Raw genomic sequence first — 25,152 nt, forward strand, 5'->3', positions numbered from 1 at the left:
GATGCAGTGGGGTCACTTCATGGGGGCACTCATGCTTACCTATCGACACCCGGTTGCCGGTGAAACGGTGCGTGTGCACGTCCCGGCAACCCCCGAAGAGCTAGACGCATTCCTTGGCTGGGCATGGCAGGCGAACGAACGGGGCCCGATCGCGCTGGACACGGAGACCAGCGGCCTTGACGTGTTCAGTGACCGATACCGCCTGCGGACTGTCCAGTTCGGCGACGCGCACGACGCGTGGGTTATCCACTGGGAGCGCGGCGGCCACTTCCGGCGTGCCGCCCTTGAGGCGCTGACGAAAGCGCGTCGGTTCCAGATCCACAACGCCCCTTTCGATTGGCTGGTCTTGGACCGGCACGCGGGCGTACTGCTGGAAGATCTTGCGCCCCGCACGCGGGACACCCGAGTCATGGCGGCGCTCATTGACCCCCGTCAACCGCAAGAGGGCGGCATAGGCACGGGCCTAAAGCCCTTGTCTGCGTACTACGTGGACCGGTCGGCCCCCGACACCCAAGGGGACCTGACGGCCGTTTTCCGTGAACTGGGGCTCACGAAGGCGAACGGGTTCGCGCGAATCCCGCTAGACCACCCCGTGTACAACCTCTATGCCGGTCTGGACGTGATCCTCTTGGCCCGGCTGGCACCCTACCTATCGGCGGAGCTTGCGCGGCTGGGCGTGCGGGAACGGCTTGTTGAGTACGAGCACCAGGTAGCCCGGATCTGCGCCCACATGCAGCGCCGGGGGCTCCTGCTGGATGAGGTGTACACGCGCGGACTGCATTCGGTGCTCGGCGACGAAGCGGAAGCGTACGCGGAGATAGCCGAGCGGTACGGCGTCGATTCCGTCAACTCCACACGCCAGATTGCCGACGCGCTGACCGGCATGGGGGAGCGGCTGACGGAGCAAACGGCCAGCGGCGCCATCAAGGTGGACAAAGCCGTCTTGCTCGCGCTCGCCGACATGGATCTGTCGTGGAAGCGACTGGGCACCCGCACACCCAACCCGCTTGCGGAAGCGGTACTCCGCAGCAAGCGCGCGGGCAAGTGGCGCACCACGTACGCCCAGACGTTCCTACAGGAAGCCGACGCGTCCGGCCGTGTGCACCCGGGCATCAACTCTCTGGCTGCCCGCACGGGCCGTATGGGCGTCACTCGCCCGGCACTTCAGACACTGCCGTCGTCAGATCAGATGATCCGGCGCTGTCTGCTCGCCGACGAAGGCCACGTCATGGTCAGCACGGATTTTCAGGCCGTGGAAATGCGGGTGCTTGCAGCGCTGGCCGACGTGCGCCGGATGCGGGAAGGGTTCCAGTCCGGCGGCGCCGAGTTCGACATTCACATGTACACGGCCCGGCTCATCAAGGGAGAGGAGGCAACCGACAAGGACCGGAAGCTGTTCAAGGGAGCGGGTTTCGGCAAGGTCTACGGCGGGGGAGTCGCCACGCTGGCCCGGCAGACCGGTGCCACTGAGGATGAGATCCGGCGGGCCGTCAATGCCTACGATGCCGCATTCCCGGAGATCCGCCGTGCGTCGGCCCGCTGGCAGCGTGAGGCACGAGCTACCGGCATGGTCACTGTGTCAGCCACCGGCAGGCGGATGCCGCTGGATCGGGATCGTACGTACGCGGTCGTGAACTACCAATGCCAGTCAGCGGCGCGGGACTTGCTTGGCCAAGCCCTGATTAACGCCGAGGCGGCGGGGCTCCTTGACGCGATGCGTCTGCCGATCCATGACGAAATTCTCGCGTCGGTCCCTGCCGCAGAAGCGGCCGACTATGCGCGGGAGTTCGAGCGCGCCATGACGTTCGACCTGTACGGCGTGCCCATCGTCAGCAAAGCCGACATCGGCGGCCGGTCGTGGGGGGCGCTGTACGGGGCGGACTACTAGGCACCGACTCACGTGAGTCGGTGGCCCGTCACCTGCCCGTTACCTTCCTACGCCTTGCGGAGTAGAGGGAAGGGAGGTGGCTAACCCTCGCGGATGATGGCCGGTTGCGGCTCCGCACCACTCCACAACCATCCCAAAAGACAAGCGGTCAAGGCTCGTGTCAAGCACGCCATGACTGTCCGTTTTGCTGCCTAACTTCGTCGTCAACGCCACGACGAAGGCAATGCGCAAGCCCCGTCCGAAGCGTCCCGGACGGGGCTTTGCCATGCCCCTGCATGTCCTGACGCACGGCCCCACTTCGGGCCCATCGGTTTTGCGCGCGCTCTGCCCCCGTCCGGGGAAACCCTTGCGCTCCCCAGCGGAGTGCAACGACCCCGGACCACGCGGAGCACTCCCAATGATCGACCTTTCCGAAGCTCAGATTGCCGCTGCCCAGAACCATGACCTTGAGGCCGTAACGGCAGTCGTGAGCGCCACGGAAGAACGCGTCAAGCAACTTGCGTGGCGCTACGCCACCGGGTCCGGACGCACGGACCAAGATCTTGCCGAAGACCTCGCCCAGACCGGCCGGATAGCCGTCTGGGAGTGCCTGGCCCGGTTCAAGGGGGCGACGGTGGCGGAGTTCTTCACCTTTGTTGACCGCACCCTCAAGGGAGTCATGAGCGACACACGCAAGGAGCAGACCCGGCAAGGCGTTTCCCGCGCCGTAGCAGCGGACTTCGAGCGCGCGTTGTCACTGGCGGACGGCGACCCGTATGAAGCCGAATACCTGGCCACCACCAAGGAAGCCATGGGGGATCGGCGCATGAGTGAGGAAATGGCCTACGCCGCTCGCCTGAGCTACCAGGGATCGGAGTACCTTGACGCGCCGATCAAGGGAAGCGACAGCAGCAACCCCGGCGAGTACATGACCCTGGCTGACACGCTGGCCGAACAGGTCGGCGTTCCGGACGACTTGCTTGAGCCGTCCGACTTCGCGCGGGCGCGCAGCAAGCAGACCACCGAGAAGGTTCACGACACGCTCACCCGCATGGGTGACCAGCAGCGCACCGTACTTATGGCGCTCACCGGAATATCGCCGGTCGGCTACTACGGCACCGAATACGACGATGACCTGTCCGCCGACTACGGGATACCGCGCCACCGGATCAAGGTGATTCGCAGCAAGGGCAAGACCCGGTTCGCCGAACTCTGGGCAACCGCCGCATAGCACCGACCGCCCATCATCAGGAGCAGAAGAATGCTGAACGTAAGCCGAGAGACGAAGGCCACCCTTTCCGCGAAGAACGGCGGGCGAGTGCTCGCATGGCACAACGACAAGGAGCGCGGAATGCTGAGCATTGCGGTGCCGGGGGACCGGGCCAAGCTGACCCCGGCAGAAGCGCGCAACCTGGCGACATGGCTTATCGATGCCGCTTACGCCCTAGAGAAGCCCGACGGTTCGCCGCTCCGCACGGCGATGCGCCCGCCCTCACGCTGGTAGTACTTCCCAACGGGCACCGCCCGCCTTTTGGATGAGCCCTCGCCATTTCCGGCGGGGGCTTTTCTCTTTGGGGATTTACGTGCTTACCGCAACTAATAAGGCAGATCGGCATATACCCGGACGCCGACGCATGATCATGCGGAAAGGTTGTACGAAAGGGCGAGTGATGTACAACCAGTCAAAATCAATTCCGTTTCGGCCACTGTGTGTAGCAGGATGGATTCCCTGTTTTAGTACGAACAGGCGTTCGACGTTCTACATGGTGAGGGTATGGCTACACAGAGTGCGGGGATTGTGCGGGTGACTGTTTGGGTGCCTGAGCTGGGGGATAACCGGCTCGACTGGCAGCCATGCGCCACCCTGCCATCGCCGCTGGGGGAGGAACGCATCACAGGGTGTGACGACATTGGGGCCATCTTGAGAGCACAAGGCCCCTTGGTGGCCCGACTGCTGCGGCCGGGGCGGCACGACGGTTTCCGGCTCCTGGTCAGAACGCTGGCGCGCGCCGAGCTGGTCGGCGGAGCCGAGTGGTACATGAGCCCGGAGACCGGGGCGTATCTCCGATGCCCGGGAACCGACTGGTCCGCGTGCGACTACGGCCAGCACGACCACCACCTAGGAGACGGGCCGACCCTCGGCAACGTCGTCACGCTGGCTGCGTAACGGCCGCTCAGCACAGCCACGCAAGGGGGACGCATGACCAATCACCAAACCGCCCGCAAAGGCGCTTCCATGGCGCTCTGCGGCCTTCTCCTGGCGCTCGCCCTGGTCGGCCCCGTCGGGCAGGCTCAGGCAGTCACAGGCGCCAGTACAGCCCCACCTGCGTGCCATGTGTCCGACGGGTCGGCACCGGCCACTGAGGGGGCACGTACGGCCGGTGCCGGTGACCGACTGTCCGATCGGCTCGGAGCCCAGGTCCGAGCCCTCATGCCGGACCTGTTCGAACTGGCGGAACGTCTACCAGCGTGGATGCGCCCATGATCACGGTGCGTGAAGCCGCGGCGCCCGTGATGTCCGTTTCGCGCCTATGGTCCCATGCCGGCTCGGGGTCGGAAATCTACGCAGCGTAACGAAAGGCCCCGCCGCTCCGTGAGGGAGTGGCGGGGCCGTGCGGCCGGTCGGCGGAGGTGTCAGACAGTCGCCTGCCGGGCGAACTCGACCAACCCGGCGAAGGCGGCGGGGGACAGAGACAGGTGCGGGCCGTTCGGGTCCTTGCTGTCACGGACGGGAACCACGGCCTGGGCGGCGGCGAGGTTCGTGGCGACCTCCACGCACTGGCCGCCGTTACCGCTGTACGAAGACTTGAACCAACGGGGGTATTCGGTGGTCACTGGAAACCCTTTCGAAGCTCTTCAATCATGGCCACGGACGCCGCTTGGGAGAGCGCTTCGGCCTGAAGCTGATGGTATGCCTTCAGTATGAGCGTGACAGCCGCGTTGTCCCGCTCCAAGTGCCCCCGCTGCGTTGACTCTGCGTACGACATGACTGAGCGGTCCGCCATGGTCAACACAGTTACAGGGAGGCTGAACGGCCTTCGGGCGCCCATGGTGAAGGGGGCAACTTGGAACACTGTGTTCGGCATCTCCGCGAACTTCAGCAGGCGATCTAACTGGTCCTGCATGACCGCTGGGTCACCCATCGGCCGCCGAACACAGCTTTCGTCAAGGACGGCATGAATCACAGGTGATGGGGTGCGGGTTACGGCTTCCTGCCTACGGGACACCAGCGCTACCCGTTCTCGGGCTTGATCGGGCGTGATCGACTCCCGCCGGACCGCATCGGCCTCTAGCGTCGCAGCGTACTCCGACGTTTGAAGCAATCCCGGAATGACGCCGACCTCGTACAGGCGGACCTCAACTGCCCGTCCCTCATGGGTGACGTACTCCGTGAACCCCTCCAACAGGCTGCCCCGTGCTAGCTCTCGGCTCTCGCGCTCGAACGTGGCCATGGTGCCGACGAGGCCAAGCGCCCTGTCTGCACTACGCGCGAACGGGATAGTTGGAGGTTTGCGACCAGTTTCGACCGACGAAATGTGCACGCTTGAGTACTCCATGTGCGCGCCTAGCTCCTCCTGCGTCCAACCGCGCGCCTCACGCAACCTGCGTAGTCGTGCTCCGAAGGCGGCTTGAGGGCTGTGGTCGGGCGTCAACTCTTTCCGGTTCAGGGCCAGTCACCGACCTTTCATGCCAATCCGAAAAGTTGAATGGGTGCTGACTCTAGGCCCATCCTGGCCCCTCCGGTAGTGACTCGACCACGGAGAGGAGTGATCTTGTCCAAGGACCACCACCCCGTGCCCAACGCGGACGCTGCTCCTCGGGTGTTCCCCGCCTGCCGTGTATGCCGTGCGGCCGGAAGGATTCGGATCATGGCCCAACGTGACGGCCGCGCGCTCGCCGTGGCCGATGCGAACCGGATCATTCGCGACCACCCGCACCGGAGCGACACGTGACCTGGCGGCCGGAGCTGCCGGAGCTGGACGGCGTCCTAGTCCGGCCGTACATCCGCGCTGCCGAACGCCCGAAGACGCTGGAAGACGCCTACCGGCTCACGGTGCCTGTCGAGGGACTGGCCGGTATGCGCGTCTACCGACGCGCCCCCAGGAACGGTGACCACAGTGACCAAACCCAACCCCACCCCCACCCCCAGCCGGGACAACCTCTCCCGACTCATGCGCTCGCGCGGACGTTCCGGCGTACTGCGGATGCGCACCAGTGGCGGCAGTGACGCCGCCCTCAACCTCCCCCGGACCGAAGGCAAGCCCATGACGACCCCCGCCCCCGTGCCCACGCGCAACGAGATCCAAATCACCGGCATCCGGAAACACGTCGCCGAATGCGTCACCGAGATCGACGGTGAGCCGTGCGGTGGCCGCTCGAATGTCTGGGACACCGGGGCGCCTTTGGACGTGTGGATTCGCGCCCACGCGGACGAATACGGCCACAAGAAGTATGTGAAGCGCACGGAAGAGCCGATCAACGTCTTCACCCGGCCCGCCAAGCAGGCTGGGGGGGCCGGGTGAGCGACAAGGCGCGCGCTGTCGTCGGAGCGGCCGTAGTGACGCTGGGAATTTTCCTGACCGCAATGGGGGTCGTGGCGGTCGCTCTGTCCGTCTACTACTACCCCCTGTAGGCCCCCGTCCCCTGCCTCAAGGGTCCATGTCTCCCCCGAGCATGGCGGCAGGGGGCGGGCTCCAGTCCCCTCTTGTGGCCCACCGAAACGGCGGACCTACTCCGCAAGCGGGCGGGGGCGCTGGTGCTGGGACGGGAACTCACACCAGCGCCCCCACCTCTCAAACGCCCGTCCGGTCGCTCTCACTGTTGACAGACGGCCAGCGGCCGGACGGGTCCTCAACCGAATGGATTCCACCCGACTCCCCAACACCCAGCCGAGCGCGGGTGCATCCTCATCCCATGGGACGGATTGGCCAATGCCGGAAGTGCAGCAGCAATGCGGAGAGTGCGAGGGGAAGGGGTACAAACTCGTTGAACGTGCCCACAACATGCAAGACAGTGAGGGTCAGCCGGAGTACGAGGAACAGCAGTGCGGCACATGTAACGGAACAGGGTGGATCAGTGGCGGCACCCGATGAATGATCACGTTTGCCCCGGTCCGCATCTTCTGTGCAAGGGGTGCAGCGGCGCCAAGTACACGCCCAAGCCAACACTGTACGTGTCGGGCAGTGGAGAAGTCGGAGAGATGTACGCGCCCCACGGGTGCCAGCCATGCCAAGGGCGCGGCTTCTTCTGCCAGAGTGACCCCCCTTGTCAAGGTGAGCACCACGCGGAGACGCCGTTCCGGCGCCCGGATGAACTACCCCCCGTGTAGATCAATGACCGGCCCCGTCCGCGCACTAGTCCCCCTGGTGCCGGGCGGGTCGCAGCATGTCTGAGAGGAGCGCAGACGATGGCAGAAACACTGACACCGCAGCATGAGCGCACCCCCATCGATCCGGTGATGGGGCCCCAATGTCCCGCCTGCGGGAGCGACAACACAGCTATCGTGGCCGACAGCAGCACAGGTGGGCTGACCAAGCTGCGGTGCTACACCTGCGGTACCGACTCCGACGCCTGATCAACGGTGGTGATGGCAATGGCAGTAGAAGGCTTGTGCGGATGCGGACAGAACATCCGTCCTCGCGGTGAAAACGGGGAACGTCTGCCGTTGTGCTCTCCCTGCGAGTTCAGGAACGCCTGTGTCTGCGAAAAGCGCGTCCGCGACCGTGACGCAGACGGCAGGCTGTTGCCACTGTGCTCCGTCTGCCAGGCCAGACACGACATGCTGGAAGCACAGAGTGCTATGGAGACGGAAGAAGCCGTAGAGCGGGACAAGCCGTGCGTACGCTGCAAGGGGTACGGCTTTGTGGTCACCAAGAAACCGCTCAACGTTGGGGGTGGGTACATGCAGAGTTCTGGCCCATGCCTGCGGTGCGAGGGAAGCAAGATCGAGCCGACAGACAAGCCTCTTACGTTGGATGACATAGCGGTACCCGTGGTTGACACGTAAACGCTCCGCAATCGGCCCCGCCCGCGCACTAGTCCCCCTGGTGCCGGACGGGGCCTTTCGCTGTCCGGATGCGTTGTCAGTGGTCATCCGTAGCGTTGTGACCATGAACGCAACGGAAAACGAAGTTCGGGCGCTGTGTCACACGACGGCCACCGAGGTACGAAATCTGATCATGGGAGTTGCGTGGCGAGCGGCAGACAGGGGAGCCGACGAAGACGACGTTGCCGCATGGCGGGCCCGTGGGCTGGCCTTATTGGATCAATGGCCGGACAGTCGGCGGCAGGCAGCGGAGCACCTTGTGGCCGGTCGTAGGCGGTTCCTGGGGAAGTAGCGTGAAGCCATGAAGGCAATCACGATCACCGAACCGGGCGGGCCGGAAGTCCTCAAATGGACCAACGTTCCTGACCCCACACCGGCGCCCGGCGAAATCCTTATCGACGTGACGGCGACGGCCGTGAACCGTGCTGATCTTCTCCAGCGGCAGGGGCACTACGACCCACCCCCAGGAGCGAGCCCGTACCCCGGTCTGGAGTGCTCCGGCCACGTGGTGGAGCTGGGGGAGGGAGTACGGGGCTGGGAAGTCGGCCAGCCAGTGTGCGCACTCCTGTCAGGCGGCGGCTACGCCGAGAAGGTGACGGCCCCGGCCGGGCAGGTGCTACCAGTGCCGAAGGGGGTCTCTGTGGCCGACGCTGCCGCCCTCCCAGAAGCAACGGCAACCGTCTGGTCTAACATCTTCATGGGTGGGGGTACCGCCACAAGCTCCAACGTCTTCATGATCGCCCACCTGCGCCCCGGCGAGACGCTGCTGGTGCACGGCGGCTCCAGCGGCATCGGCACGATGGCGATCCAGCTGGCCAAGGCCGTCGGCGCCCGGGTCGCGGTCACCGCGGGCGGCGCCGACAAGCTGGCCCGCTGCGCCGAACTGGGCGCCGACATCCTCATCAACTACCGGGACCAGGACTTCGTCGAGGAGGTGCGCAAGGCCACCGACGGCAAGGGCGCGGACGTCATCCTGGACATCATGGGCGCCAAGTACCTCGACCCGAACGTCAAGGCGCTGGCCACCAACGGGCGGCTCGCCATCATCGGCCTCCAGGGCGGCGCGAAGGGCGAGTTGAACCTCGGCGCGCTGCTCACCAAGCGCGGCGCCGTCACCGCCACCTCGCTGCGCGGCCGCCCGCTGGCCGAGAAGGCGGCGATCGTCGCGGCGGTACGGGAACACGTCTGGCCGCTGATCGAGAACGGCCGGGTCCGGCCGATCGTGGACCGTACGCTGCCGATCACGGAGGCCGCCGAGGCGCACCGGGTCGTGGACGCGAGCGGCCATGTGGGCAAGGTCGTCCTGACGGTCTGAACCGGGCGGCCGTCCGTAAGGCGCGACGCGGTGGTGCCCCCGCCAGGCATCACCGCGTCACCCCCGCCCCCGCGTAGCCCCTGCCGCCTCCTCCACCACCCCCTGACCACACGCCCGAGATGCCGCTGCTAACCCTCCGTGCAACGCTGAGGAGATCAGGCGACGACTCCGCAGGCCCGGGAGGTCATGGGCGTGACTTCGGAACGCGTGACCCCGGAACCGGAGGCCGCCATGTCGGGGGAGCGCCGGCGTCGTCCGCGTCGCTTCCGCCGGTTCCGCCTCCGGCCCGGGCTCCTGCTCGCGGGCGCAGTGCTCTTTCCCCTCGTGACAGCGTCAGCAGCCACGGCAGTGACTACGGCGGCAACCCCGGCAGTATCCAAGGCAGCAACCCCGGCAGCAGCCAGAGCCGCGAAAGCCGGAAGCCCCGACACCGGCCCCGCCCCCGTGCCGGGCCCGGGCGCGAACCCGAACGCCCCGGCCTCCACCCGCACCCCCACACCCGGCCACACCCGCAACGACCCCCAAGCCCCCGCCGACCACGACCCCCTGGCCGCCCAATCCCCCCGCCCCAACCCCCTCATCCCCCTCCTCCCCGCCCCCCTCGGTCCCCTGCTCGGTTCCGACCCGGATTCCGTCCGCCCCGCCCACCCGTCGGAACCGCACCCCTCGGTACCGGACGCCCCGTCGCCCGGCGCGGGTGCCCCGGACGGTCACGCCTCCCGCTCCCCGTCCCCCACAGCCGACTCCGTACGCCCTGGGCCGGCCTCTCCCGCCCCCTCGGCCTCCCGCCGGGGTGATCTGGCCGGGCGCCTTGCCCACCGCCCCTACGTGCCGCTGCCGCCCCTCCAGGCCCCCGCCCCGTCGGCGTCCGCCGCCCGGTCGCACGGCCCCTCCCGCTACGCGCCCGGTGCGGTGCCCGGCGCCGCCTCCGCCGTGTCGCCGGCCCCGTACGCCGACGCCGACCCGGGCAGCGGCGTCCACCGGGTCCTCCCGCTGGGCGCGGGCATGGCCCTGACCGGCCTCGGACTCGCCTTCATCGCCCTGCGTCTGAGGCGGTCGTGAGCGGAGTCCCGACCTCACCCCAAAGCTCGTCCGCATCCGGAGGTTGGATCACCTTTCTCCCAGGGCACAACCGTTCCTAGTCAGCTGTACGAGAGAATGGCGGCATGGATATGCCGATGAACGAACGGTCGCAGGAGAGCCCGCACGTCCTGGTTGTCGGCCCGGACGGAATGGCTCTCGGCAGTGCCGGCTCCGGTGGCGGGGACGGCGACGACGAGTCCCGCGAGGTTCCCGTGACGGACATGGTCGAACAGCCCGCGAAGGTCATGCGCATCGGCAGCATGATCAAGCAGCTTCTCGAAGAGGTGAAGGCGGCTCCGCTGGACGAGGCGAGCCGGGTGCGCCTCAAGGAGATCCACTCCAGCTCGGTCAAGGAGCTGGAGGACGGCCTGGCGCCCGAGCTGGTCGAGGAGCTGGAGCGGCTGTCGCTGCCGTTCACCGACGACTCGGTGCCCACGGACGCGGAACTGCGGATCGCGCAGGCCCAGTTGGTCGGCTGGCTGGAAGGGCTGTTCCACGGCATTCAGACCGCGCTGTTCGCCCAGCAGATGGCGGCCCGCGCGCAGTTGGAGCAGATGCGCCGCGCGCTGCCGCCCGGTGCGGTGTCGGCCGAGGACCTCGAACAGTCGCAGCCCGGCCAGGGCGGCGGCGCCCGCTCCGGCCCGTACCTCTGACCCGCGAAGCGCCCCGGAACTCCCAGAAACCCCAGAACCCCAGCAGCCAAAGGAAGAGGGCCCGCCGCGCACCCCGCGCGCCGGGCCCCTCCTATATCGTCCGAACTACACCCGGGCCCTAGGAATTACGCAATTACGCCCAATCCTACGAACCGCACCCAGCACCCAGTCCTAAGAACTACGCCCCGTCGACACGGTCAGGTGAATCTTCTCGCTGCCCTTCGGGTCCCACAGGGAGATCGGCGACTGGCTGACGACGGTGTTCTTGCCGTAGATGGAGCTGTTGCGCTCGGAGATCTCGTACGACCAGCCGGCCGCGTCCATGCACTGCTTCACCGAGTCCAGGTTCTTGCCGTAGAAGGACGGCAGGAAGATCTTGCCCTTCTGGGCGTAGCTCTTGGCCGGGTCGGTGCAGCGGGTGGTGGCGATGGTGGCGGTGCGGTCCTCGCCCTTGACCGAGGGGGTCGGTGACGGCGAGTAGGTGTACGGGCCGGAGCGGCGCGTGTGGGTGTTGTCGCTGCCGCCGCTCAGGCCGATGCCGATGGCGATCGCGGTGACCACGACCACGCCGACGATGACGGAGATGACGACCACCGGGGTGTTGCCGCGGCCGCCGGAGCGGTTGCCGCCGGGGCCCGGGCCGACGGGCGCGGGCGTGGGTGCGGGGGTGGGCGGGCCCGCGTACGGCGGCGGGGTCTGGAAGCTGTTGTTGTACGGGGCCGGGGCCGGGCCCTGGTTCGGGATCGGCGACGGCGGCTGGTAGGCGTTGACCGGCGGCGGTGTGGCCGGCGCCGTGGGCCCGAAGCCCGGGCCGCCGGTCGCCGCCGGGCCGGGGCCCATCTGCGGCCCGGCCTGGGGCGCGTGCTGCGTCGGCTGGTACGGCGTCTGGACGTTCGGCGGTGCCGGGGTATGCGGTCCCGCGGTGTTCGCGGACGCGGCCGGGAAGACCGCGGAGGACACCGAGGAGCCGCTGGTGCGGGCGCGCGGGCCCTCGCTGATGATCAGCGGGGTGGCGCCGGACTGGCCCGATCCGGCGACGCGCAGGCACTCGTCCCGCATCGCCTCTGCGGTCGGGAACCGCTCGTTGGGGTTCTTCTTCAGCGCGCGGGCGACCAGCGCGTCCACGGCGGGCGGCAGCGACCGGTTGATGCCGGAGGGGACCGGCGGCTCCTCCTGGACGTGCGCGTACGCGATGGCCAGCGGCGAGTCCGCGTCGAAGGGCAGCTGTCCGGTCAGCAGCTCGAAGAGCATGATGCCGACGGAGTACAGGTCGGAGCGGGCGTCCACGCCGCGGCCCAGCGCCTGCTCGGGGGAGAGGTACTGCGGGGTGCCGACGACCATGCCGGTCTGCGTCATGGAGGTGACGCCGGACTGCATGGCGCGGGCGATGCCGAAGTCCATGACCTTGACGACGCCGCGCTTGTTCAGCATGACGTTGCCGGGCTTGATGTCCCGGTGGACCAGGCCCATCTCGTGGCTGACCTCCAGGGCGGCCAGCACATCGGCAGTGATCTTCAGCGCTTTCTCGGTGGGCATCGCGCCGTGCCGGGCGATGTCGCCGTCCAGGTCCGAGCGGAGCGGCTGGCCCGCCACGTACTCCATGACGATGTACGGCACCATGCCGCCGTCCAGCTCGTCCTCGCCGGAGTCGAACACCGAGACGATGTTCGTGTGCGTGAGTTTGGCCACGGACTGGGCCTCGCGCCGGAAGCGTTCGCGGAACGCCTGCTCGCGGCCCAGCTCGGTGTGCAGCGTCTTGATCGCGACCTCGCGGTCCAGGACGCTGTCGTACGCGAGGTGCACGGAGGCCATGCCGCCGGCGCCCAGAAGATCACGAAGCTGGTAGCGTCCACCGCCGACCGAACGGCCCTCGTACCGGTCCTGAGCGCCGTCCTGGCTCATGGTTCCGCTTCCCCCTTGGCGCGCTGTTCCTGCGCACGTGTTGCGGCGCGCCGCGCCTCGTGGCTGTTGCCGGGCCCGTCCGTGCAACGACGTGCGACGTGTTGACGTGCACAGACGTTACTCAACGGGGTGGGCCCGCGGCACCTGTGGCACGTCGTGGGCCGCGCTTCCCGCCGGTGCGGACGTGCCGAGATCAGTATCGGTTGTGCCGAGATCCCACCGAATCCCAGCCCAGTGTGCCCCAGGGCCCGGACACGTCAAGCCGTGTGCCCGTTCCGTGACCAGATGCGCAAGATCCCATTACGGTCCCGGACCGTCGGGGCCGCCGATCGGTGCGCGATCATCCCGGCCGGGCTTGCGACAATGGGGCCGTGGAAGGTGTGATGACCGGTCCATCACGGGACCGGCGTGTGCCGCGGAGCCTGTAGCGTGCTCTAGCGAAGACCGAGACCTTACCGCTGTGATGCGGATCGATACGACGGCGAGGACCGATGGCACCGACGCAGAGCCCCCAGGGCCCGTCCGATCCTGATGCCACCGGCTCCAACTCTCCTGATGCAAATCTTTCCGATGCGCCGGAGATGTGGGGCAATGGCGGTTTGGTGGGCGACGGACGCTACCGGCTCACGCACCGGCTCGGCCGTGGCGGCATGGCGGAGGTGTTCGCCGCCGAGGACGTGCGCCTCGGCCGCACCGTCGCCGTCAAACTGCTGCGCGCCGACCTCGCGGAGGACCCGGTCTCCAAGGCCCGCTTCACCCGTGAGGCGCAGTCCGTCGCGGGGCTGAACCACCACGCGGTGGTCGCGGTGTACGACTCCGGCGAGGACTACGTCGGCGGCAGCACCGTGCCGTACATCGTCATGGAGCTGGTCGAGGGCCGCACCATCCGCGACCTGCTGCTGAACGCGGACGCCCCGCCGCCGGACCAGGCGCTGATCATCGTTTCCGGGGTGCTGGAGGCGCTGGCCTACAGCCACCAGCACGGCATCGTGCACCGTGACATCAAGCCCGCGAACGTGATCATCACGCATGGCGGCGCGGTCAAGGTGATGGACTTCGGCATCGCCCGCGCGCTGCACGGCGCGCAGTCCACGATGACGCAGACCGGCATGGTCATGGGCACGCCCCAGTACCTGTCGCCCGAGCAGGCCCTCGGCAAGACCGTGGACACCCGCTCCGACCTGTACGCGACCGGCTGTCTGCTCTACGAACTGCTGGCACTGCGCCCTCCGTTCACCGGCGAGACCCCGCTGTCGGTCGTCTACCAGCATGTCCAGGACATGCCGGTGCCGCCCTCCGAGGTCGCCGGTGCGGTGCCCCCGGAGCTGGACGGCCTGGTGATGCGCTCGCTGGCCAAGGACCCGGACGACCGCTTCCAGACCGCGGAGGAGATGCGCGGGCTGGTCCAGTACGCCCTGCAGATGCTGCACGAGCAGGGCAGCCACACCGGTACGTGGAACACCGGGCCGGTCGCCGTGCACGAGGGCGGTCACACCCCGGCCATGGGCTCGTCCGCCGCCACCACCGCCCTGCCGCACCCGGACCAGGGGCAGACCACGGCGCAGCCGATCCTGCCCCCCGGTATGCGGGACGGCGACGGCAGCTACGACGGCGGGCACCGGCCCGCCAAGGGCGGCCGCGGCAAGATCTGGCTGATCGCGGCGCTCGCGGTGATCGCCATCGCGGTCGGTGTGGCCATCGCGCTGCAGAACGCGGGCGGCGGCACCAAGAAGGACCCGGCGCCGACCAAGAGCCCGTCGGCCTCCCAGAGCTCCGAGGACCAGACCACCGACGAGCCGTCCGACGAGCCGTCCGACACGTACACGAAGCCCGGCAGCACGGGGGGCAACTCGAACACGTACAGCCCGCCGAGGACGCGTCACCCGAGCACGCCGCGCACCTCCGAGCCGCCCTCCACGCCGCCGCCGTCCAGCAAGCCCCCGACGACGCCGCCGACCTCAAAGCCGTCCAACGGCGGTACGAACAGCGGCAACACGAGCAGCGGTGCCAATGGCGGCAACGGCGGCGACACCACCGGCAACACGAACACCGGGACCAGCGCGGGCAGCGGCAACACGAACACCGGGACGAGCTCGGGCGCCAGCCAGGGCAGCAGCGGCGTGATCGGCAACGCGGACGGCAACTGACCGCCGCGTCGTACGACGACAACCTCGCCGTACGACGACAACCGCACCGCACTGACCAACGCATCGCACCGCACCTCGCCTGAACACAGCGGGCGGCCGGACCACCGGCCGCCCGCTGTGCCGTTCCCGCGGCCATCGCGGCCTTCACTCCGTGAAAGCCGCCCGCACCGCCGCGTACTCCCGCGTCCACCACACCGCCAGCGCCGCGGCCGCCGGGAACTGCGGGTCGGCCCGCCGGTCGCCGAGCCGGTAGCGCCAGTCGAGCATCCAGAAGTCGTTCAGGCGCTCCCACCACACCCGGTGCACTCCGGCGGCCAGTTCCGCCGGGCCGGCGCCCGAGGCGTCGCGGTAGGCGCCCGCGTAGGCCCGTACCTTCGGCAGGTCGAGGGTGCCCGCGGGTTGTACGAAGAAGATGGCGGCGGCCCGTACGGCCTCTTCCGCGCGGGGCTGCACGCCCAGCCGGTCCCAGTCGACGATGGCGGCCGGTTCGGCGCCCTGGTACAGCAGGTTGAGCGGGTGGAAGTCGCCGTGCACCCAGCCCGCGGCCGGTACCTGTGCCGCCTCCGGCCGCCGGTGGGCCTCCCGTTCGAGCAGGGTGCGGCGCTCCAGCAGCCGGTGGACGGCCAGTTCGTCGAAGCTGCTGCGCGGCCGGGACCGGCGGGCGAGCGCGAGCAGTTCGTCGATCATCTCGAAGGTCCGGGCGGGGTCGGCGCCCGTGTGCTCGTACGGGGCGCGGGGCCCGGCCGCGTCGCGCGTTATGACCTGCTCCAGCGCGGTGTGCACCTGCCCCAGCAGGGCGCCCAGGCGGCGGGACTGGAGGCGGGTGAGGGCGGCGCCGTCGCGGTGGCGGCCCTCGACCCACGGGTGCAGCGCGTAGCAGCGGCCGCCGAGGACGGTGACGGTGCGGCCGTCCGCGTCGGCGAGCGGCGGGGCGACCGGCAGGCCGAGCGCGCCCAGGCGGCGCGTGGCGCGGTGCTGGCGGGCGATGGCGGCCTGGTCGCCGTCGAGGTGGTGTTTGAGGAAGTAGCGGCCGTGGGTGGTGGTGAGGCGGTAGCCGCGGTTGAGCAGCCCCTCGGCGACCGGCTCGCACGTCAACGGCTCCCCGGCGCCATAACGGCGCAGCAGGGAGCCGAGGGTGTGTCCGTCGGGCGTGGTCACCGTCCGGACATCGGATGAGCGCAGCACGCGCCAGATGTTAGATCACTGCGTCACGCTGAGTGGGCGTAACGGAACAGAGGGACATCACAGAGGTAGTGGACCTTGACAAACTCCGGTTCTATGCGGAGGAAAACCGGGTCGAAGGGCTCCCCGTCGGCCAGCCGCGGGGTGGGGCCGAACAGTTCGTACTCGGCCGCGGTGGGGGCGATGGCGCGGGCGGTGCCGGTGAACTGGACGGACCAGGTGTCGTTGGCACCGGAGTTGACGTTGTCCGCCTCGTAGGCGACGACGTTGCCGTCCAGGGCGCGGTGGTAACCGTGGCCGCGATGCAGCCGCAGCAGGAGCCCGCCGTCGGTCACGACATGCCGCGTGACGGCGGTGAAGGGAAGCGCCCGCTGGCTGGCCGACACCCGTCCGTATGGGACACGGTTCAGCAGCTCGATGGCGTGGAGGTCGTCGGTGGGCATGGATACACCCTGCCGTGCCGGTGGGTACGAAAGTAGGGGCACCCGCCCTGGGGAAAACGGGACGTTGGTCCTGAATCGTACGAGGATTCTCCGCTTCAGGGGCGTTTCAGGAGGTCAGGGGCGTTCTTGGGCGCCGATTGCCGACGGGAAATCAATCTCTGGCGGCGTCTCGTCCAGCATATTCATTCAAGACTTTTACCCAAGATTTTCACCCCGGCCGCCTGGGGCACCCGGGCGGCCTCAGTCGGCCGGAGTCCCCGCCCCCGCGCCCACTCTCCGCCCTACTGCCGCTCCGCCTTCATCCGCGCCACATAAGCCGCCGCCTGCGACCGGCGCTCCATGCCCAGTTTCGAGAGCAGGCTGGAGACATAATTCTTGATCGTCTTCTCGGCGAGGTGCAGCCGCTCGCCGATCACCCGGTTGGTCAGCCCCTCGCCGATCAGGTCGAGGATCTTGCGCTCCTGGTCGGTCAGGTTGGCCAGCCGGTTGTCGCCGCGCGGGTTGTTGCCGTCCCGCAGCCGTTCCAGTACGCGAGCGGTGGCCACCGGGTCCAGCAGCGACTTGCCGGCCGCCACGTCCCGTACGGCGGTCAGCAGCTCGTTGCCCCGGATGGCCTTGAGGACATACCCGGACGCGCCCGCCATGATCGCGTCGAAGAGCGCTTCGTCGTCCGCGAAAGATGTGAGCATCAGGCATTTGATGGACTCGTCCTGGGAACGAATCTCCCGGCAGACCTCCACCCCGCTGCCGTCCGGCAGCCGGACGTCCAGCACGGCCACGTCCGGACGCGTCGCAGGGATCCTGACCAGGGCATCTGCGGCGGTGCCGGCCTCGCCGACCACCTCGATGTCCGCCTCCACCGAGAGCATCTCGTGGACGCCGCGCCGCACGACCTCGTGGTCGTCGAGCAGGAATACCGTGATTTTTCCTTCTTCGCGCACCCGATCAGTCTCACACACCAACTCTTCCCGTGCTCCAGGTCACCGATATAACGTGCCGTTGTCCCGGCGGACTGCAACGCTGTGAACAGGGGATTGCCGACTGGTCGGCGACATGCTCGGAAATCCAAGGAAAATACTTGGAACCCCAAGCAAAGTCGCAGGTCAGGGCCCCTTTCGCCTAGGCTCCGGAAGTAGGGCACAACGCCCCTTCCGGCAGGCCGTGGCCGGGGCACCTTGTTCCACCCGGGCCGCGCCGTGCCGCACACACCCCGTGCGCCGTATCGGATACCGGGTGAGCCGCAATACGGCCACCGGCGGACCCCGGGGGCCGGACAGACGGAGGAGCAGCACGTGACCGTGGAGAGCACTGCCGCGCGGAAGACCACCCGCGGTGGCGGCAAGCGCACCACCGCAAAAAAGGCGTCACCCGCCAAGGCGAAGGCGGCCGCCCCGGCCCCGGCCGAGGAGGAGCAGGATCAGCTCGTACAGCTGCTGACTCCTGAAGGCAAGCGCGTCGAACACCCCGAGTACGCGATCGACCTCTCGGACGAGGAACTGCGCGGGCTGTACCGGGACATGGTCCTCACGCGGCGTTTTGACGCCGAGGCGACCACCCTGCAGCGCCAGGGCGAGCTGGGCCTGTGGGCCTCGCTGCTGGGCCAGGAGGCCGCCCAGATCGGCTCCGGGCGCGCGCTGCGCGACGATGACTACGTCTTCCCGACCTACCGGGAGCACGGGGTCGCCTGGTGCCGGGGTGTCGACCCGACGAACCTGCTGGGCATGTTCCGCGGCGTGAACAACGGCGGCTGGGACCCCAACAGCAACAACTTCCACCTGTACACGATCGTCATCGGCTCGCAGACGCTGCACGCGACGGGCTACGCGATGGGTGTGCAGAAGGACGGCGCCGACTCGGCGGTCATCGCTTACTTCGGTGACGGCGCCTCCAGCCAGGGCGACGTGGCCGAGTCGTTCACCTTCTCCGCGGTCTACAACGCCCCCGTGGTGTTCTTCTGCCAGAACAACCAGTGGGCGATCTCCGAGCCGACCGAGAAGCAGACCCGCGTCCCGCTCTACCAGCGCGCCCGCGGCTACGGCTTCCCCGGCGTGCGGGTCGACGGCAACGACGTGCTGGCCTGCCTGGCCGTGACCAAGGCGGCCCTGGAGCGGGCCCGCGCCGGCGAGGGCCCGACCCTGGTCGAGGCGTTCACGTACCGGATGGGTGCCCACACCACCTCCGACGACCCGACGCGCTACCGCGCGGACGAGGAGCGCGAGGCGTGGGAGGCCAAGGACCCGATCCTGCGGCTGCGCACCTACCTGGAGAACGAGGGCATCGCCGACCAGGCGTACCTGGACTCCGTCGAGGAGGAGAACGAGGCGCTGGGCAAGCGGGTGCGCGAGGTGGTGCGCGCGATGCCGGACCCCGACATGATGGCGATCTTCGAGAACGTCTACGCCGACGGGCACGCCCTCGTCGACGAGGAGCGCGCGCAGTTCGCCGCGTACCAGGCGTCGTTCATGGACGCGGAGGAGAACTGAGCATGACCGTCTTCGAGAAGATCACGCTGTCCAAGGCGATCAACGAGTCGCTGCGCGTCTCCATGGAGGCCGACCCCAAGGTCCTGGTCATGGGCGAGGACGTCGGCAAGCTCGGCGGCGTCTTCCGTGTCACCGACGGCCTGCAGAAGGACTTCGGCGAGGACCGGGTGATCGACACCCCGCTCGCCGAGTCCGGCATCGTCGGCACCGCCATCGGCATGGCGCTGCGCGGTTACCGGCCCGTCGTGGAGATCCAGTTCGACGGTTTCGTCTTCCCCGCGTACGACCAGATCGTCACCCAGCTCGCCAAGATGCACGCCCGTGCGCTGGGCAAGGTCAAGGTGCCGGTCGTCATCCGCATCCCGTACGGCGGCGGCATCGGCGCGGTGGAGCACCACTCCGAGTCCCCGGAGGCGCTGTTCGCGCACGTCGCGGGCCTGAAGTGCGTGTCCCCCTCGAACGCCTCGGACGCGTACTGGATGATGCGCCAGGCCATCGAGAGCGACGACCCGGTCATCTACTTCGAGCCCAAGCGCCGCTACCACGACAAGGGCCGCCTGGACACCGAGGCGATCCCCGACCCGCTGCACAAGGCGCGGGTGGCGCAGCCCGGTACGGACGTGACGCTGGCCGCGTACGGCCCGTCGGTCAAGGTCTGTCTGGACGCCGCCAAGGTCGCCGCCGAGGAGGGCAAGTCGGTCGAGGTCCTGGACCTGCGCACCATCTCGCCGATGGACTTCGACGCGATCCAGGCCTCGGTCGAGAAGACCCGGCGGCTGGTCGTCGTCCACGAGGCACCGGTCTTCCTCGGTTCGGGCTCGGAGATCGCGGCCCGCATCACGGAGCGGTGCTTCTATCACTTGGAGGCACCGGTGCTGCGGGTGGGCGGTTTTCACGCGCCGTACCCGCCGTCCAGGCTGGAGGACGAATACCTGCCGGGACTCGACCGGGTGCTCGACGCGGTCGACCGCGCGCTGGCGTACTGAAGGGCTTGAGGAGTAGTGACCATGACTGCAACCGAGCAGCGCTTCCGCGAGTTCAAGATGCCCGACGTGGGCGAGGGACTCACCGAGGCCGAAATCCTCAAGTGGTACGTGAAGCCGGGTGACACCGTCACCGACGGGCAGGTCATCTGCGAGGTGGAGACCGCCAAGGCCGCCGTGGAGCTGCCCTGCCCGTTCGAGGGCGTGGTGCACGCGGTGCACTTCGAGGAGGGCGTCACCGTCGACGTGGGCACCTCGATCATCGCGGTGGACACCGACCCCGGCGCCGGCCCGGCCGAGGCCCCGGCCGCCGCTGCCGAGCCCGCGCCGGCCGCCGACGAGGAGGACGCCGAGCCGCAGGGCCGGCAGGCCGTCCTCGTCGGCTACGGCGCGGCGCCGTCGTCCACCAAGCGGCGGGCGCGCAAGCCGCAGCCGGGCGTACCGGCGCAGGAGCCGTCCGTCGCGGCGGTCCAGGCGGAACTGAACGGCCACGCCGCGGCTCCGGCCGCTCCGGCTCCGGCCGCCCCGGCTCCCTCCGCCCCGGCCGCCGTCCCCGCGGCCGGGCGGCCGCTGGCCAAGCCGCCCGTCCGCAAGCTGGCCAAGGACCTCGGCATCGACCTGGCCACGGTCACCCCGACCGGCCCGGACGGCGTGATCACCCGCGAGGACGTGCACGCCGCCGCGGCGCCCGCGCCCGCCACCGAGGCCCCGGCCACGGCCGCGCAGCCGGACACCACCGGTGCCACCGTGCCCTCCTCGGGTTCCGAGGCGGTCCGCGCCCGCGAGACCCGTATCCCGATCAAGGGCGTACGCAAGGCCACCGCGCAGGCGATGGTCAGCAGCGCCTTCACCGCGCCGCACGTCACGGAGTTCGTCACCGTCGACGTGACCCGCACGATGAAGCTCGTCCAGGAGCTGAAGCAGGACCCCGACATGGCAGGCCTGCGCGTCAACCCGCTCCTGCTCGTCGCCAGGGCGCTGCTGGTCGCCATCAAGCGCAACCCCGAGATCAGCGCGGCCTGGGACGAGGAGAACCAGGAGATCGTCCGCAAGCACTACGTGAACCTGGGCATCGCGGCGGCCACCCCCCGCGGCCTGATCGTCCCGAACATCAAGGACGCGGACGCCAAGACCCTGCCGCAGCTGGCCGCCGCGCTGGGTGAGCTGGTCGCCACGGCCCGTGAGGGCAAGACGGCCCCCGGCGACATGGCGGGCGGCACGGTCACCATCACCAACGTGGGCGTCTTCGGCGTCGACACCGGCACCCCGATCCTCAACCCCGGGGAGCCGGCGATCCTCGCCTTCGGCGCGGTCAAGCTCCAGCCCTGGGTCCACAAGGGCAAGGTCAAGCCCCGCCAGGTCACCACGCTGGCGCTGTCCTTCGACCACCGTCTGGTCGACGGCGAGCTGGGCTCCAAGGTCCTCGCGGACATCGCGGCGATCCTGGAGCAGCCCAAGCGGCTGATCACCTGGGCCTGACGGGCTCAGGGCCCCGCACCACATGAGGGCGGGCCCGGAGGCAACCGAAACGGTTCGCCTCCGGGCCCGCCCTGTGACGTTCTGCCCTGCTGCTCAGCCTGCTCTGCTCAGCCCCGGATGATCTCGACGGCGCGGCTGAGGTGCCCCACGGGCCCGTCCGTCGCCGAGTGGTCGGCCTGCGCCGCGCCCTTCGTCAGCGCGATACCGCCCCACAGCGCGGCCACGAGCAGCGCGACCATGACGGTGGTCCGAGCACGTCGGCCGGCGTTCGTCCTGGACTGCATGGTGGTCTCCCCTTGCGTACGGTTCGGGGCCTGGCTGCCTGCCCCTCCCTTCCATTACGTCACGGGAAAACCCTGATTTCGTACGCGCCAGGTACAGACTCACGTCAGCCTTAAGTCGGACACGGATCAAGCCGCGGCTACATCCTTCGGCAGATCGCGGACCCGCCGACAGGGCCGTGGCGGGCCTCAGGCGCCGAGGGCGGGGAGCGTCCAGGCGGAGTCATGGCGGGTGAAACCTATGTGCGGGTAGTGATCGACCGCGCCCGGCGCCGAGAGCAGGATCAGCTTGGCGCGCGGGGCCGCTTCCCGGGTGACGCGGACGAGCTCGCGTCCGACCCCCTTCCCCTGGAACTCCGCGTCGACAGCCAGATCACTGAGGTACGTGGCGTAGGCACCGTCGGTGATCGAACGGGCGATGCCGATGAGGCGGCCGTTATCGGTGCGAGCGGTGACGACAACTTGCCCACACTTCCACATAAGGGTGCAACTCCTCAGTTGCTTCTTCGGGTTGAGCCATGAGATACGCGACGGCCCATGATGATCCACGCCGTGGTCGCAAATAAAGTTGCCCCGGCCGGCCCCGTTGCCTACCGTCGGCCGGATGAGCAGCGCGACGATCATCCGGCCCTACCGTCCGGCGGACGAGCCCGCCGTCATGGACCTGTGGTCCCGCGCCGTACGCCGGGCCCACCCGTTCATCGAGGGCGAGGGTACGGGCGAACGCGCCCGCCAACTCCGCGAGGTCTACCTGGTCCAGGCGGAGAACTGGGTCGCCGAGAACACACAGGACGGCACGGTCACCGGCCTCCTCGGCCTGCTCGGTTCCGAGATCGGCGGCCTCTTCGTGGCCCCCGAGGCGCAGGGCCGGGGCATCGGCGCCCGACTCCTCGAACACGCCGCGTCCCGCCACGGCGCCCTCACCCTCGAAGCCTTCGAACGCAACGAGTCGGCCCGCGCGTTCTACGCCCACCTCGGCTTCACGGAACGCGCCCGCCGCGTCGACGAGGCGACGGGCGAAACCCTGATCGCCCTCGACCGCCCGGCGCCCCTGCGCTCCGTGGGCTGGCTGCACGTACGGGACGGCCGCCTGCTCAGTGTCCGTACGCGCGGCAATGACACGTTCTACCTGCCCGGCGGCAAGTACGAACCGGGGGAGACCGCACCCGAGGCCCTCTCCCGCGAACTCGCCGAAGAACTGGGCCTGACGGTCCGGGCGGACGACCTGCGCGAGGCCTTCGTCATCCACGCCACCGCCCACGGCGTGAACGCCGGACGCCCCCTCCACATGACCTGCTTCACCGGCGGCCCGCAGGACATCGCCCCGGCGCCCGGCCGCGAGATCGCCGAGTACGCCTGGTTCGGCCCCCACGAGTCCCGCGAACGCTGCGCCCCCGCGCACATGCGGGTGGTCAACCGCCTGATCGCCCAGGGACGCATGGCCGCGTAGCGGCGCGGTCCCGGAGCTCCATCTCCGCCCACACCGTCTTGCCGACCGTACGGGGCTCGGTCCCCCACCGGTCGGCGAGGCCGCCCACGAGCACGAGCCCGTGCCCCGACGTGGAGTACACGCCGCGCCTCTCGCGCGGTGCGCGCTCGCCCCTCGGATCGCTCACCTCGACCCGCAGCAGCGCCTCGCTCATCACCAGCCGCACCCGGAACAACCGTCCCCGCAGCGACCCGTGCAGCAGCGCATTGGTGGCCAACTCCGAAACGATCAGCGCCGCGTCCCCGGCGGCTTCCACCTGCCCCCACTCCGCCACCAGCCGCGCAGCCCGACGGCGAGCGAGGGAGACGCTGCGGGCGGTGGGGGTGTAGTCGAGGTTGTCCTCGTGGATGAGGTGGGGGAGTTGGGGAACGGGCATGGCTGATCGCCTCCGTCGGAGTGCCAACTGCGCGCTACGACAACGCGCTTGATGAGCGACTGTAGGGGCACTCCGGCCCTAGGACTCACATCCCCGGGAATATATTCCCCGTGTGGGTGAAGGTCATCGACGGGAACGTTCGGCGCACGCCAGACTGACCCGGTGAACCGTTCAGAGCAGGGAAACCGGGTCTCGACCGTGCTGGGGCGGCGTCTCGGCGGGCAGCTTCTGCTGCTCCGTGACGGGGCGGGCAAGACACAACAAGAGGCTGCCCAGGTCCTCAGCGCGACAGCGACGAAGGTCGTCAAGATGGAGCGCGGCTGGGTACCGATCAGAGAGCCGGACATTCGCGCCCTGTGCACGTTCTACGGGCAGGACGACCCCAGGGCGGTGGAGGCGCTGCTGAGCCTGGCGCGACTGGATCGGGAGCGGCGAAAGGCGAAGGGGTGGTGGAACGAGTACCCGGCTCTGCGGGACATGGTGGAGTGTGTGGCGCTGGAAGACGTCGCCAGTAGCGTGCGCACTTGGCAGCAGGCCGTTGTGCCGGGCATTCTGCAGACGGCCGACTACGCGCGGGCCGTTGCAATGGGAAATGGGACGTGGGAGGACCCTGCTGAGGTAGAGCCGTTCGTCGAGTCACGAATGGCACGCCAGCGCCGACTCGTCGGCGAGACGCCGTTGCAGCTGCGGGCCGTGATCCATGAAAGCGCCCTGCGACAACTTGTCGGTGACCGGGCAGTGATGCGGGCTCAGCTCGGTCACTTGCTGGAGCAGTCGGAGCGGCCGAACATCAGGCTCCAGGTATTGCCTAGCTCGGTCGGTGCCCACCCAGGCATGAACTGTTCTTTCTCGATCGTCTCGTTCGATGGCCCGGGCGCTGTGGACGTGGTGCACATGGATACGAGCTCGGCTAATGTCTGGCTGGAGAGTGAGTTCGATGCCATGCACCACCGGGTCGTCTTCGATCGCATCACACGCCTTGGCCTCGCACAGCACAACTCAGCGGCGTTGATCGCCGGTATCCGCAAGGAGATGTAGCTTCCGTGCCCGGTTTCACCTTCATAAAGTCCAGCTACAGCGGTGGCAACCCAGGTCAGGACTGTATCGAGGTGGCGACCAACGTGCCCACCGTCGTCGCCGTCCGCGACTCCAAGGACCCGTCGGGGCGGACCCTGCTGTTCGGCGAACGCGAATGGCTCGCCTTCCGTTCCGCCGTGATCGACGGGCAGATACCCGCGGCCCCACTCACCGCGTAACCCCCTCCTTCCCGCCCCGCAGGGTCGCCGCTGCCGCGCCGGTCGGGACCAGGATCAGGACGACGGCCATGAAGACCTGGCCGTGCATGCCGAGGACGAAGACGGTCCGGTCGGCGAACTCCGGGTCGTACGTGGCGGTGCCGGGGAACAGGAGGGCGCTGATCATG

25 protein-coding genes are annotated in these 25,152 nt (G+C 68.8%); 15 read left to right on the top strand and 10 right to left on the bottom strand.

Translation table 11 applies throughout. The features are described from left to right. Window positions 1-31: 31 nt before the first annotated feature. The 4 genes from ACZ53K_RS13100 to ACZ53K_RS13115 all read left to right on the top strand — a co-directional run bounded on the left by ACZ53K_RS13100 (window position 32) and on the right by ACZ53K_RS13115 (window position 4,034). Complete coding sequence (locus tag ACZ53K_RS13100; RefSeq protein ID WP_468834844.1) at window positions 32-1,888, top strand: DNA polymerase; 1,857 nt, start codon at window positions 32-34, stop codon at window positions 1,886-1,888. Between the two features lie 397 nt (window positions 1,889-2,285). After that, on the top strand, window positions 2,286-3,098 hold the full coding sequence (locus ACZ53K_RS13105; protein ID WP_468834846.1) for an RNA polymerase sigma factor: 813 nt from the start codon (window positions 2,286-2,288) through the stop codon (window positions 3,096-3,098). A gap of 30 nt (window positions 3,099-3,128) precedes the next feature. Next, window positions 3,129-3,371 (top strand): hypothetical protein, encoded by a 243-nt coding sequence (locus tag ACZ53K_RS13110; protein ID WP_468834848.1) that lies wholly within the window; start codon window positions 3,129-3,131, stop codon window positions 3,369-3,371. Window positions 3,372-3,809: 438 nt separating this feature from the next. Next, complete coding sequence (locus ACZ53K_RS13115) at window positions 3,810-4,034, top strand: hypothetical protein (RefSeq protein WP_468834850.1); 225 nt, start codon at window positions 3,810-3,812, stop codon at window positions 4,032-4,034. A gap of 467 nt (window positions 4,035-4,501) precedes the next feature. Here ACZ53K_RS13115 and ACZ53K_RS13120 read toward each other — a convergent pair whose 3' ends face one another. Next, window positions 4,502-4,702, bottom strand: a complete 201-nt coding sequence (locus ACZ53K_RS13120) for a DUF397 domain-containing protein (RefSeq protein ID WP_468834853.1) — start codon at window positions 4,700-4,702, stop codon at window positions 4,502-4,504. Then, window positions 4,699-5,535, bottom strand: coding sequence for a helix-turn-helix domain-containing protein (locus tag ACZ53K_RS13125; RefSeq protein ID WP_468835250.1), 837 nt, complete (start codon window positions 5,533-5,535; stop codon window positions 4,699-4,701). The genes ACZ53K_RS13120 and ACZ53K_RS13125 overlap by 4 nt, the downstream gene beginning before the upstream one ends. A 450-nt stretch (window positions 5,536-5,985) precedes the next feature. Here ACZ53K_RS13125 and ACZ53K_RS13130 point away from each other — a divergent pair, with 450 nt between their 5' ends. The 4 genes from ACZ53K_RS13130 (at window position 5,986) to ACZ53K_RS13145 (ending at window position 10,964) form a co-directional block, all read left to right on the top strand. Further along, on the top strand, window positions 5,986-6,390 hold the full coding sequence (locus tag ACZ53K_RS13130; RefSeq protein WP_468834855.1) for a hypothetical protein: 405 nt from the start codon (window positions 5,986-5,988) through the stop codon (window positions 6,388-6,390). A 1,824-nt stretch (window positions 6,391-8,214) separates the two neighbouring features. Then, window positions 8,215-9,228 carry an NAD(P)H-quinone oxidoreductase gene (locus ACZ53K_RS13135; protein WP_468834857.1) on the top strand — a complete coding sequence of 338 codons (1,014 nt, stop codon included), beginning with the start codon at window positions 8,215-8,217 and terminating at the stop codon, window positions 9,226-9,228. A gap of 444 nt (window positions 9,229-9,672) precedes the next feature. Beyond that, the gene (locus ACZ53K_RS13140; RefSeq protein ID WP_468834860.1) at window positions 9,673-10,290 is read left to right on the top strand and encodes a hypothetical protein; all 618 of its coding nucleotides are present in this window, start codon (window positions 9,673-9,675) and stop codon (window positions 10,288-10,290) included. Between the two features lie 104 nt (window positions 10,291-10,394). After that, on the top strand, window positions 10,395-10,964 hold the full coding sequence (locus tag ACZ53K_RS13145; protein ID WP_468834862.1) for a bacterial proteasome activator family protein: 570 nt from the start codon (window positions 10,395-10,397) through the stop codon (window positions 10,962-10,964). Window positions 10,965-11,135: 171 nt separating this feature from the next. Here ACZ53K_RS13145 and ACZ53K_RS13150 read toward each other — a convergent pair whose 3' ends face one another. After that, on the bottom strand, window positions 11,136-12,866 hold the full coding sequence (locus ACZ53K_RS13150) for a Stk1 family PASTA domain-containing Ser/Thr kinase (RefSeq protein WP_468834865.1): 1,731 nt from the start codon (window positions 12,864-12,866) through the stop codon (window positions 11,136-11,138). Window positions 12,867-13,357: 491 nt separating this feature from the next. Between ACZ53K_RS13150 and ACZ53K_RS13155 the strand changes: the two genes are divergently transcribed. Then, a complete protein-coding gene (locus ACZ53K_RS13155) occupies window positions 13,358-15,013 on the top strand; it encodes a protein kinase domain-containing protein (RefSeq protein ID WP_468834867.1) in 1,656 nt (551 codons plus the stop codon). A 144-nt stretch (window positions 15,014-15,157) separates the two neighbouring features. Here ACZ53K_RS13155 and ACZ53K_RS13160 read toward each other — a convergent pair whose 3' ends face one another. The 3 genes from ACZ53K_RS13160 to ACZ53K_RS13170 form a co-directional block, all read right to left on the bottom strand. Further along, entirely contained in the window at window positions 15,158-16,198 is a 1,041-nt protein-coding gene (locus ACZ53K_RS13160) for a phosphotransferase (protein ID WP_468834869.1), read from the bottom strand. A gap of 23 nt (window positions 16,199-16,221) precedes the next feature. Then, window positions 16,222-16,638 (bottom strand): pyridoxamine 5'-phosphate oxidase family protein, encoded by a 417-nt coding sequence (locus ACZ53K_RS13165; RefSeq protein WP_468834871.1) that lies wholly within the window; start codon window positions 16,636-16,638, stop codon window positions 16,222-16,224. 281 nt (window positions 16,639-16,919) lie between these two features. Beyond that, a complete protein-coding gene (locus ACZ53K_RS13170) occupies window positions 16,920-17,579 on the bottom strand; it encodes a response regulator (RefSeq protein WP_468834874.1) in 660 nt (219 codons plus the stop codon). Between the two features lie 351 nt (window positions 17,580-17,930). Here ACZ53K_RS13170 and pdhA point away from each other — a divergent pair, with 351 nt between their 5' ends. Genes pdhA through ACZ53K_RS13185 form a run of 3 tightly spaced genes read left to right on the top strand, consistent with a single transcriptional unit; the run spans window position 17,931 to window position 21,583 of the window. Next, window positions 17,931-19,121, top strand: a complete 1,191-nt coding sequence (gene pdhA, locus ACZ53K_RS13175; protein WP_468834876.1) for a pyruvate dehydrogenase (acetyl-transferring) E1 component subunit alpha — start codon at window positions 17,931-17,933, stop codon at window positions 19,119-19,121. A gap of 2 nt (window positions 19,122-19,123) precedes the next feature. After that, window positions 19,124-20,107 (top strand): alpha-ketoacid dehydrogenase subunit beta, encoded by a 984-nt coding sequence (locus tag ACZ53K_RS13180; protein ID WP_468834879.1) that lies wholly within the window; start codon window positions 19,124-19,126, stop codon window positions 20,105-20,107. 21 nt (window positions 20,108-20,128) lie between these two features. Then, window positions 20,129-21,583: a dihydrolipoamide acetyltransferase family protein gene (locus tag ACZ53K_RS13185; RefSeq protein WP_468834882.1), complete on the top strand. Its 1,455-nt coding sequence runs from the start codon at window positions 20,129-20,131 to the stop codon at window positions 21,581-21,583. A gap of 107 nt (window positions 21,584-21,690) precedes the next feature. Here ACZ53K_RS13185 and ACZ53K_RS13190 read toward each other — a convergent pair whose 3' ends face one another. Together ACZ53K_RS13190 and ACZ53K_RS13195 are read right to left on the bottom strand one after the other, a co-directional pair. Beyond that, window positions 21,691-21,867: a hypothetical protein gene (locus tag ACZ53K_RS13190; RefSeq protein ID WP_468834885.1), complete on the bottom strand. Its 177-nt coding sequence runs from the start codon at window positions 21,865-21,867 to the stop codon at window positions 21,691-21,693. A gap of 186 nt (window positions 21,868-22,053) precedes the next feature. Beyond that, window positions 22,054-22,488 carry a GNAT family N-acetyltransferase gene (locus tag ACZ53K_RS13195; protein ID WP_468834888.1) on the bottom strand — a complete coding sequence of 145 codons (435 nt, stop codon included), beginning with the start codon at window positions 22,486-22,488 and terminating at the stop codon, window positions 22,054-22,056. Between ACZ53K_RS13195 and ACZ53K_RS13200 the strand changes: the two genes are divergently transcribed. Continuing rightward, window positions 22,469-23,314 (top strand): GNAT family N-acetyltransferase, encoded by an 846-nt coding sequence (locus ACZ53K_RS13200; RefSeq protein ID WP_468834889.1) that lies wholly within the window; start codon window positions 22,469-22,471, stop codon window positions 23,312-23,314. The two genes, ACZ53K_RS13195 and ACZ53K_RS13200, sit on opposite strands and share 20 nt — an antisense overlap. Here the strand turns inward: ACZ53K_RS13200 and ACZ53K_RS13205 are convergent. After that, the gene (locus tag ACZ53K_RS13205; protein WP_468834892.1) at window positions 23,277-23,729 is read right to left on the bottom strand and encodes an ATP-binding protein; all 453 of its coding nucleotides are present in this window, start codon (window positions 23,727-23,729) and stop codon (window positions 23,277-23,279) included. The genes ACZ53K_RS13200 and ACZ53K_RS13205 overlap by 38 nt on opposite strands. Window positions 23,730-23,891: 162 nt before the next feature. On the opposite strand from ACZ53K_RS13205, the gene ACZ53K_RS13210 reads away from it, so the two are divergent. Both ACZ53K_RS13210 and ACZ53K_RS13215 read left to right on the top strand, forming a co-directional pair. Next, the gene (locus tag ACZ53K_RS13210) at window positions 23,892-24,767 is read left to right on the top strand and encodes a helix-turn-helix domain-containing protein (protein WP_468834894.1); all 876 of its coding nucleotides are present in this window, start codon (window positions 23,892-23,894) and stop codon (window positions 24,765-24,767) included. 5 nt (window positions 24,768-24,772) lie between these two features. After that, a complete protein-coding gene (locus ACZ53K_RS13215; protein WP_468834897.1) occupies window positions 24,773-24,985 on the top strand; it encodes a DUF397 domain-containing protein in 213 nt (70 codons plus the stop codon). Here the strand turns inward: ACZ53K_RS13215 and ACZ53K_RS13220 are convergent. Continuing rightward, a complete protein-coding gene (locus tag ACZ53K_RS13220; RefSeq protein ID WP_468834900.1) occupies window positions 24,975-25,151 on the bottom strand; it encodes a hypothetical protein in 177 nt (58 codons plus the stop codon). The genes ACZ53K_RS13215 and ACZ53K_RS13220 overlap by 11 nt on opposite strands. Window position 25,152: the final 1 nt, after the last annotated feature.

Source organism: Streptomyces sp. NPDC033221 (assembly GCF_055577005.1).

Coding starts and splice junctions, on each gene's coding strand:
- ACZ53K_RS13100 (WP_468834844.1), top strand. CDS start 32: ATGCTTACCTATCGACACCCGGTTGCCGGTGAAACGGTGCGTGTGCAC.
- ACZ53K_RS13105 (WP_468834846.1), top strand. CDS start 2,286: ATGATCGACCTTTCCGAAGCTCAGATTGCCGCTGCCCAGAACCATGAC.
- ACZ53K_RS13110 (WP_468834848.1), top strand. CDS start 3,129: ATGCTGAACGTAAGCCGAGAGACGAAGGCCACCCTTTCCGCGAAGAAC.
- ACZ53K_RS13135 (WP_468834857.1), top strand. CDS start 8,215: ATGAAGGCAATCACGATCACCGAACCGGGCGGGCCGGAAGTCCTCAAA.
- ACZ53K_RS13145 (WP_468834862.1), top strand. CDS start 10,395: ATGGATATGCCGATGAACGAACGGTCGCAGGAGAGCCCGCACGTCCTG.
- ACZ53K_RS13150 (WP_468834865.1), bottom strand. CDS start 12,866: ATGAGCCAGGACGGCGCTCAGGACCGGTACGAGGGCCGTTCGGTCGGC.
- ACZ53K_RS13155 (WP_468834867.1), top strand. CDS start 13,358: ATGGCACCGACGCAGAGCCCCCAGGGCCCGTCCGATCCTGATGCCACC.
- ACZ53K_RS13165 (WP_468834871.1), bottom strand. CDS start 16,638: ATGCCCACCGACGACCTCCACGCCATCGAGCTGCTGAACCGTGTCCCA.
- ACZ53K_RS13180 (WP_468834879.1), top strand. CDS start 19,124: ATGACCGTCTTCGAGAAGATCACGCTGTCCAAGGCGATCAACGAGTCG.
- ACZ53K_RS13185 (WP_468834882.1), top strand. CDS start 20,129: ATGACTGCAACCGAGCAGCGCTTCCGCGAGTTCAAGATGCCCGACGTG.
- ACZ53K_RS13190 (WP_468834885.1), bottom strand. CDS start 21,867: ATGCAGTCCAGGACGAACGCCGGCCGACGTGCTCGGACCACCGTCATG.
- ACZ53K_RS13200 (WP_468834889.1), top strand. CDS start 22,469: ATGAGCAGCGCGACGATCATCCGGCCCTACCGTCCGGCGGACGAGCCC.
- ACZ53K_RS13195 (WP_468834888.1), bottom strand. CDS start 22,488: ATGATCGTCGCGCTGCTCATCCGGCCGACGGTAGGCAACGGGGCCGGC.
- ACZ53K_RS13205 (WP_468834892.1), bottom strand. CDS start 23,729: ATGCCCGTTCCCCAACTCCCCCACCTCATCCACGAGGACAACCTCGAC.
- ACZ53K_RS13220 (WP_468834900.1), bottom strand. CDS start 25,151: ATGATCAGCGCCCTCCTGTTCCCCGGCACCGCCACGTACGACCCGGAG.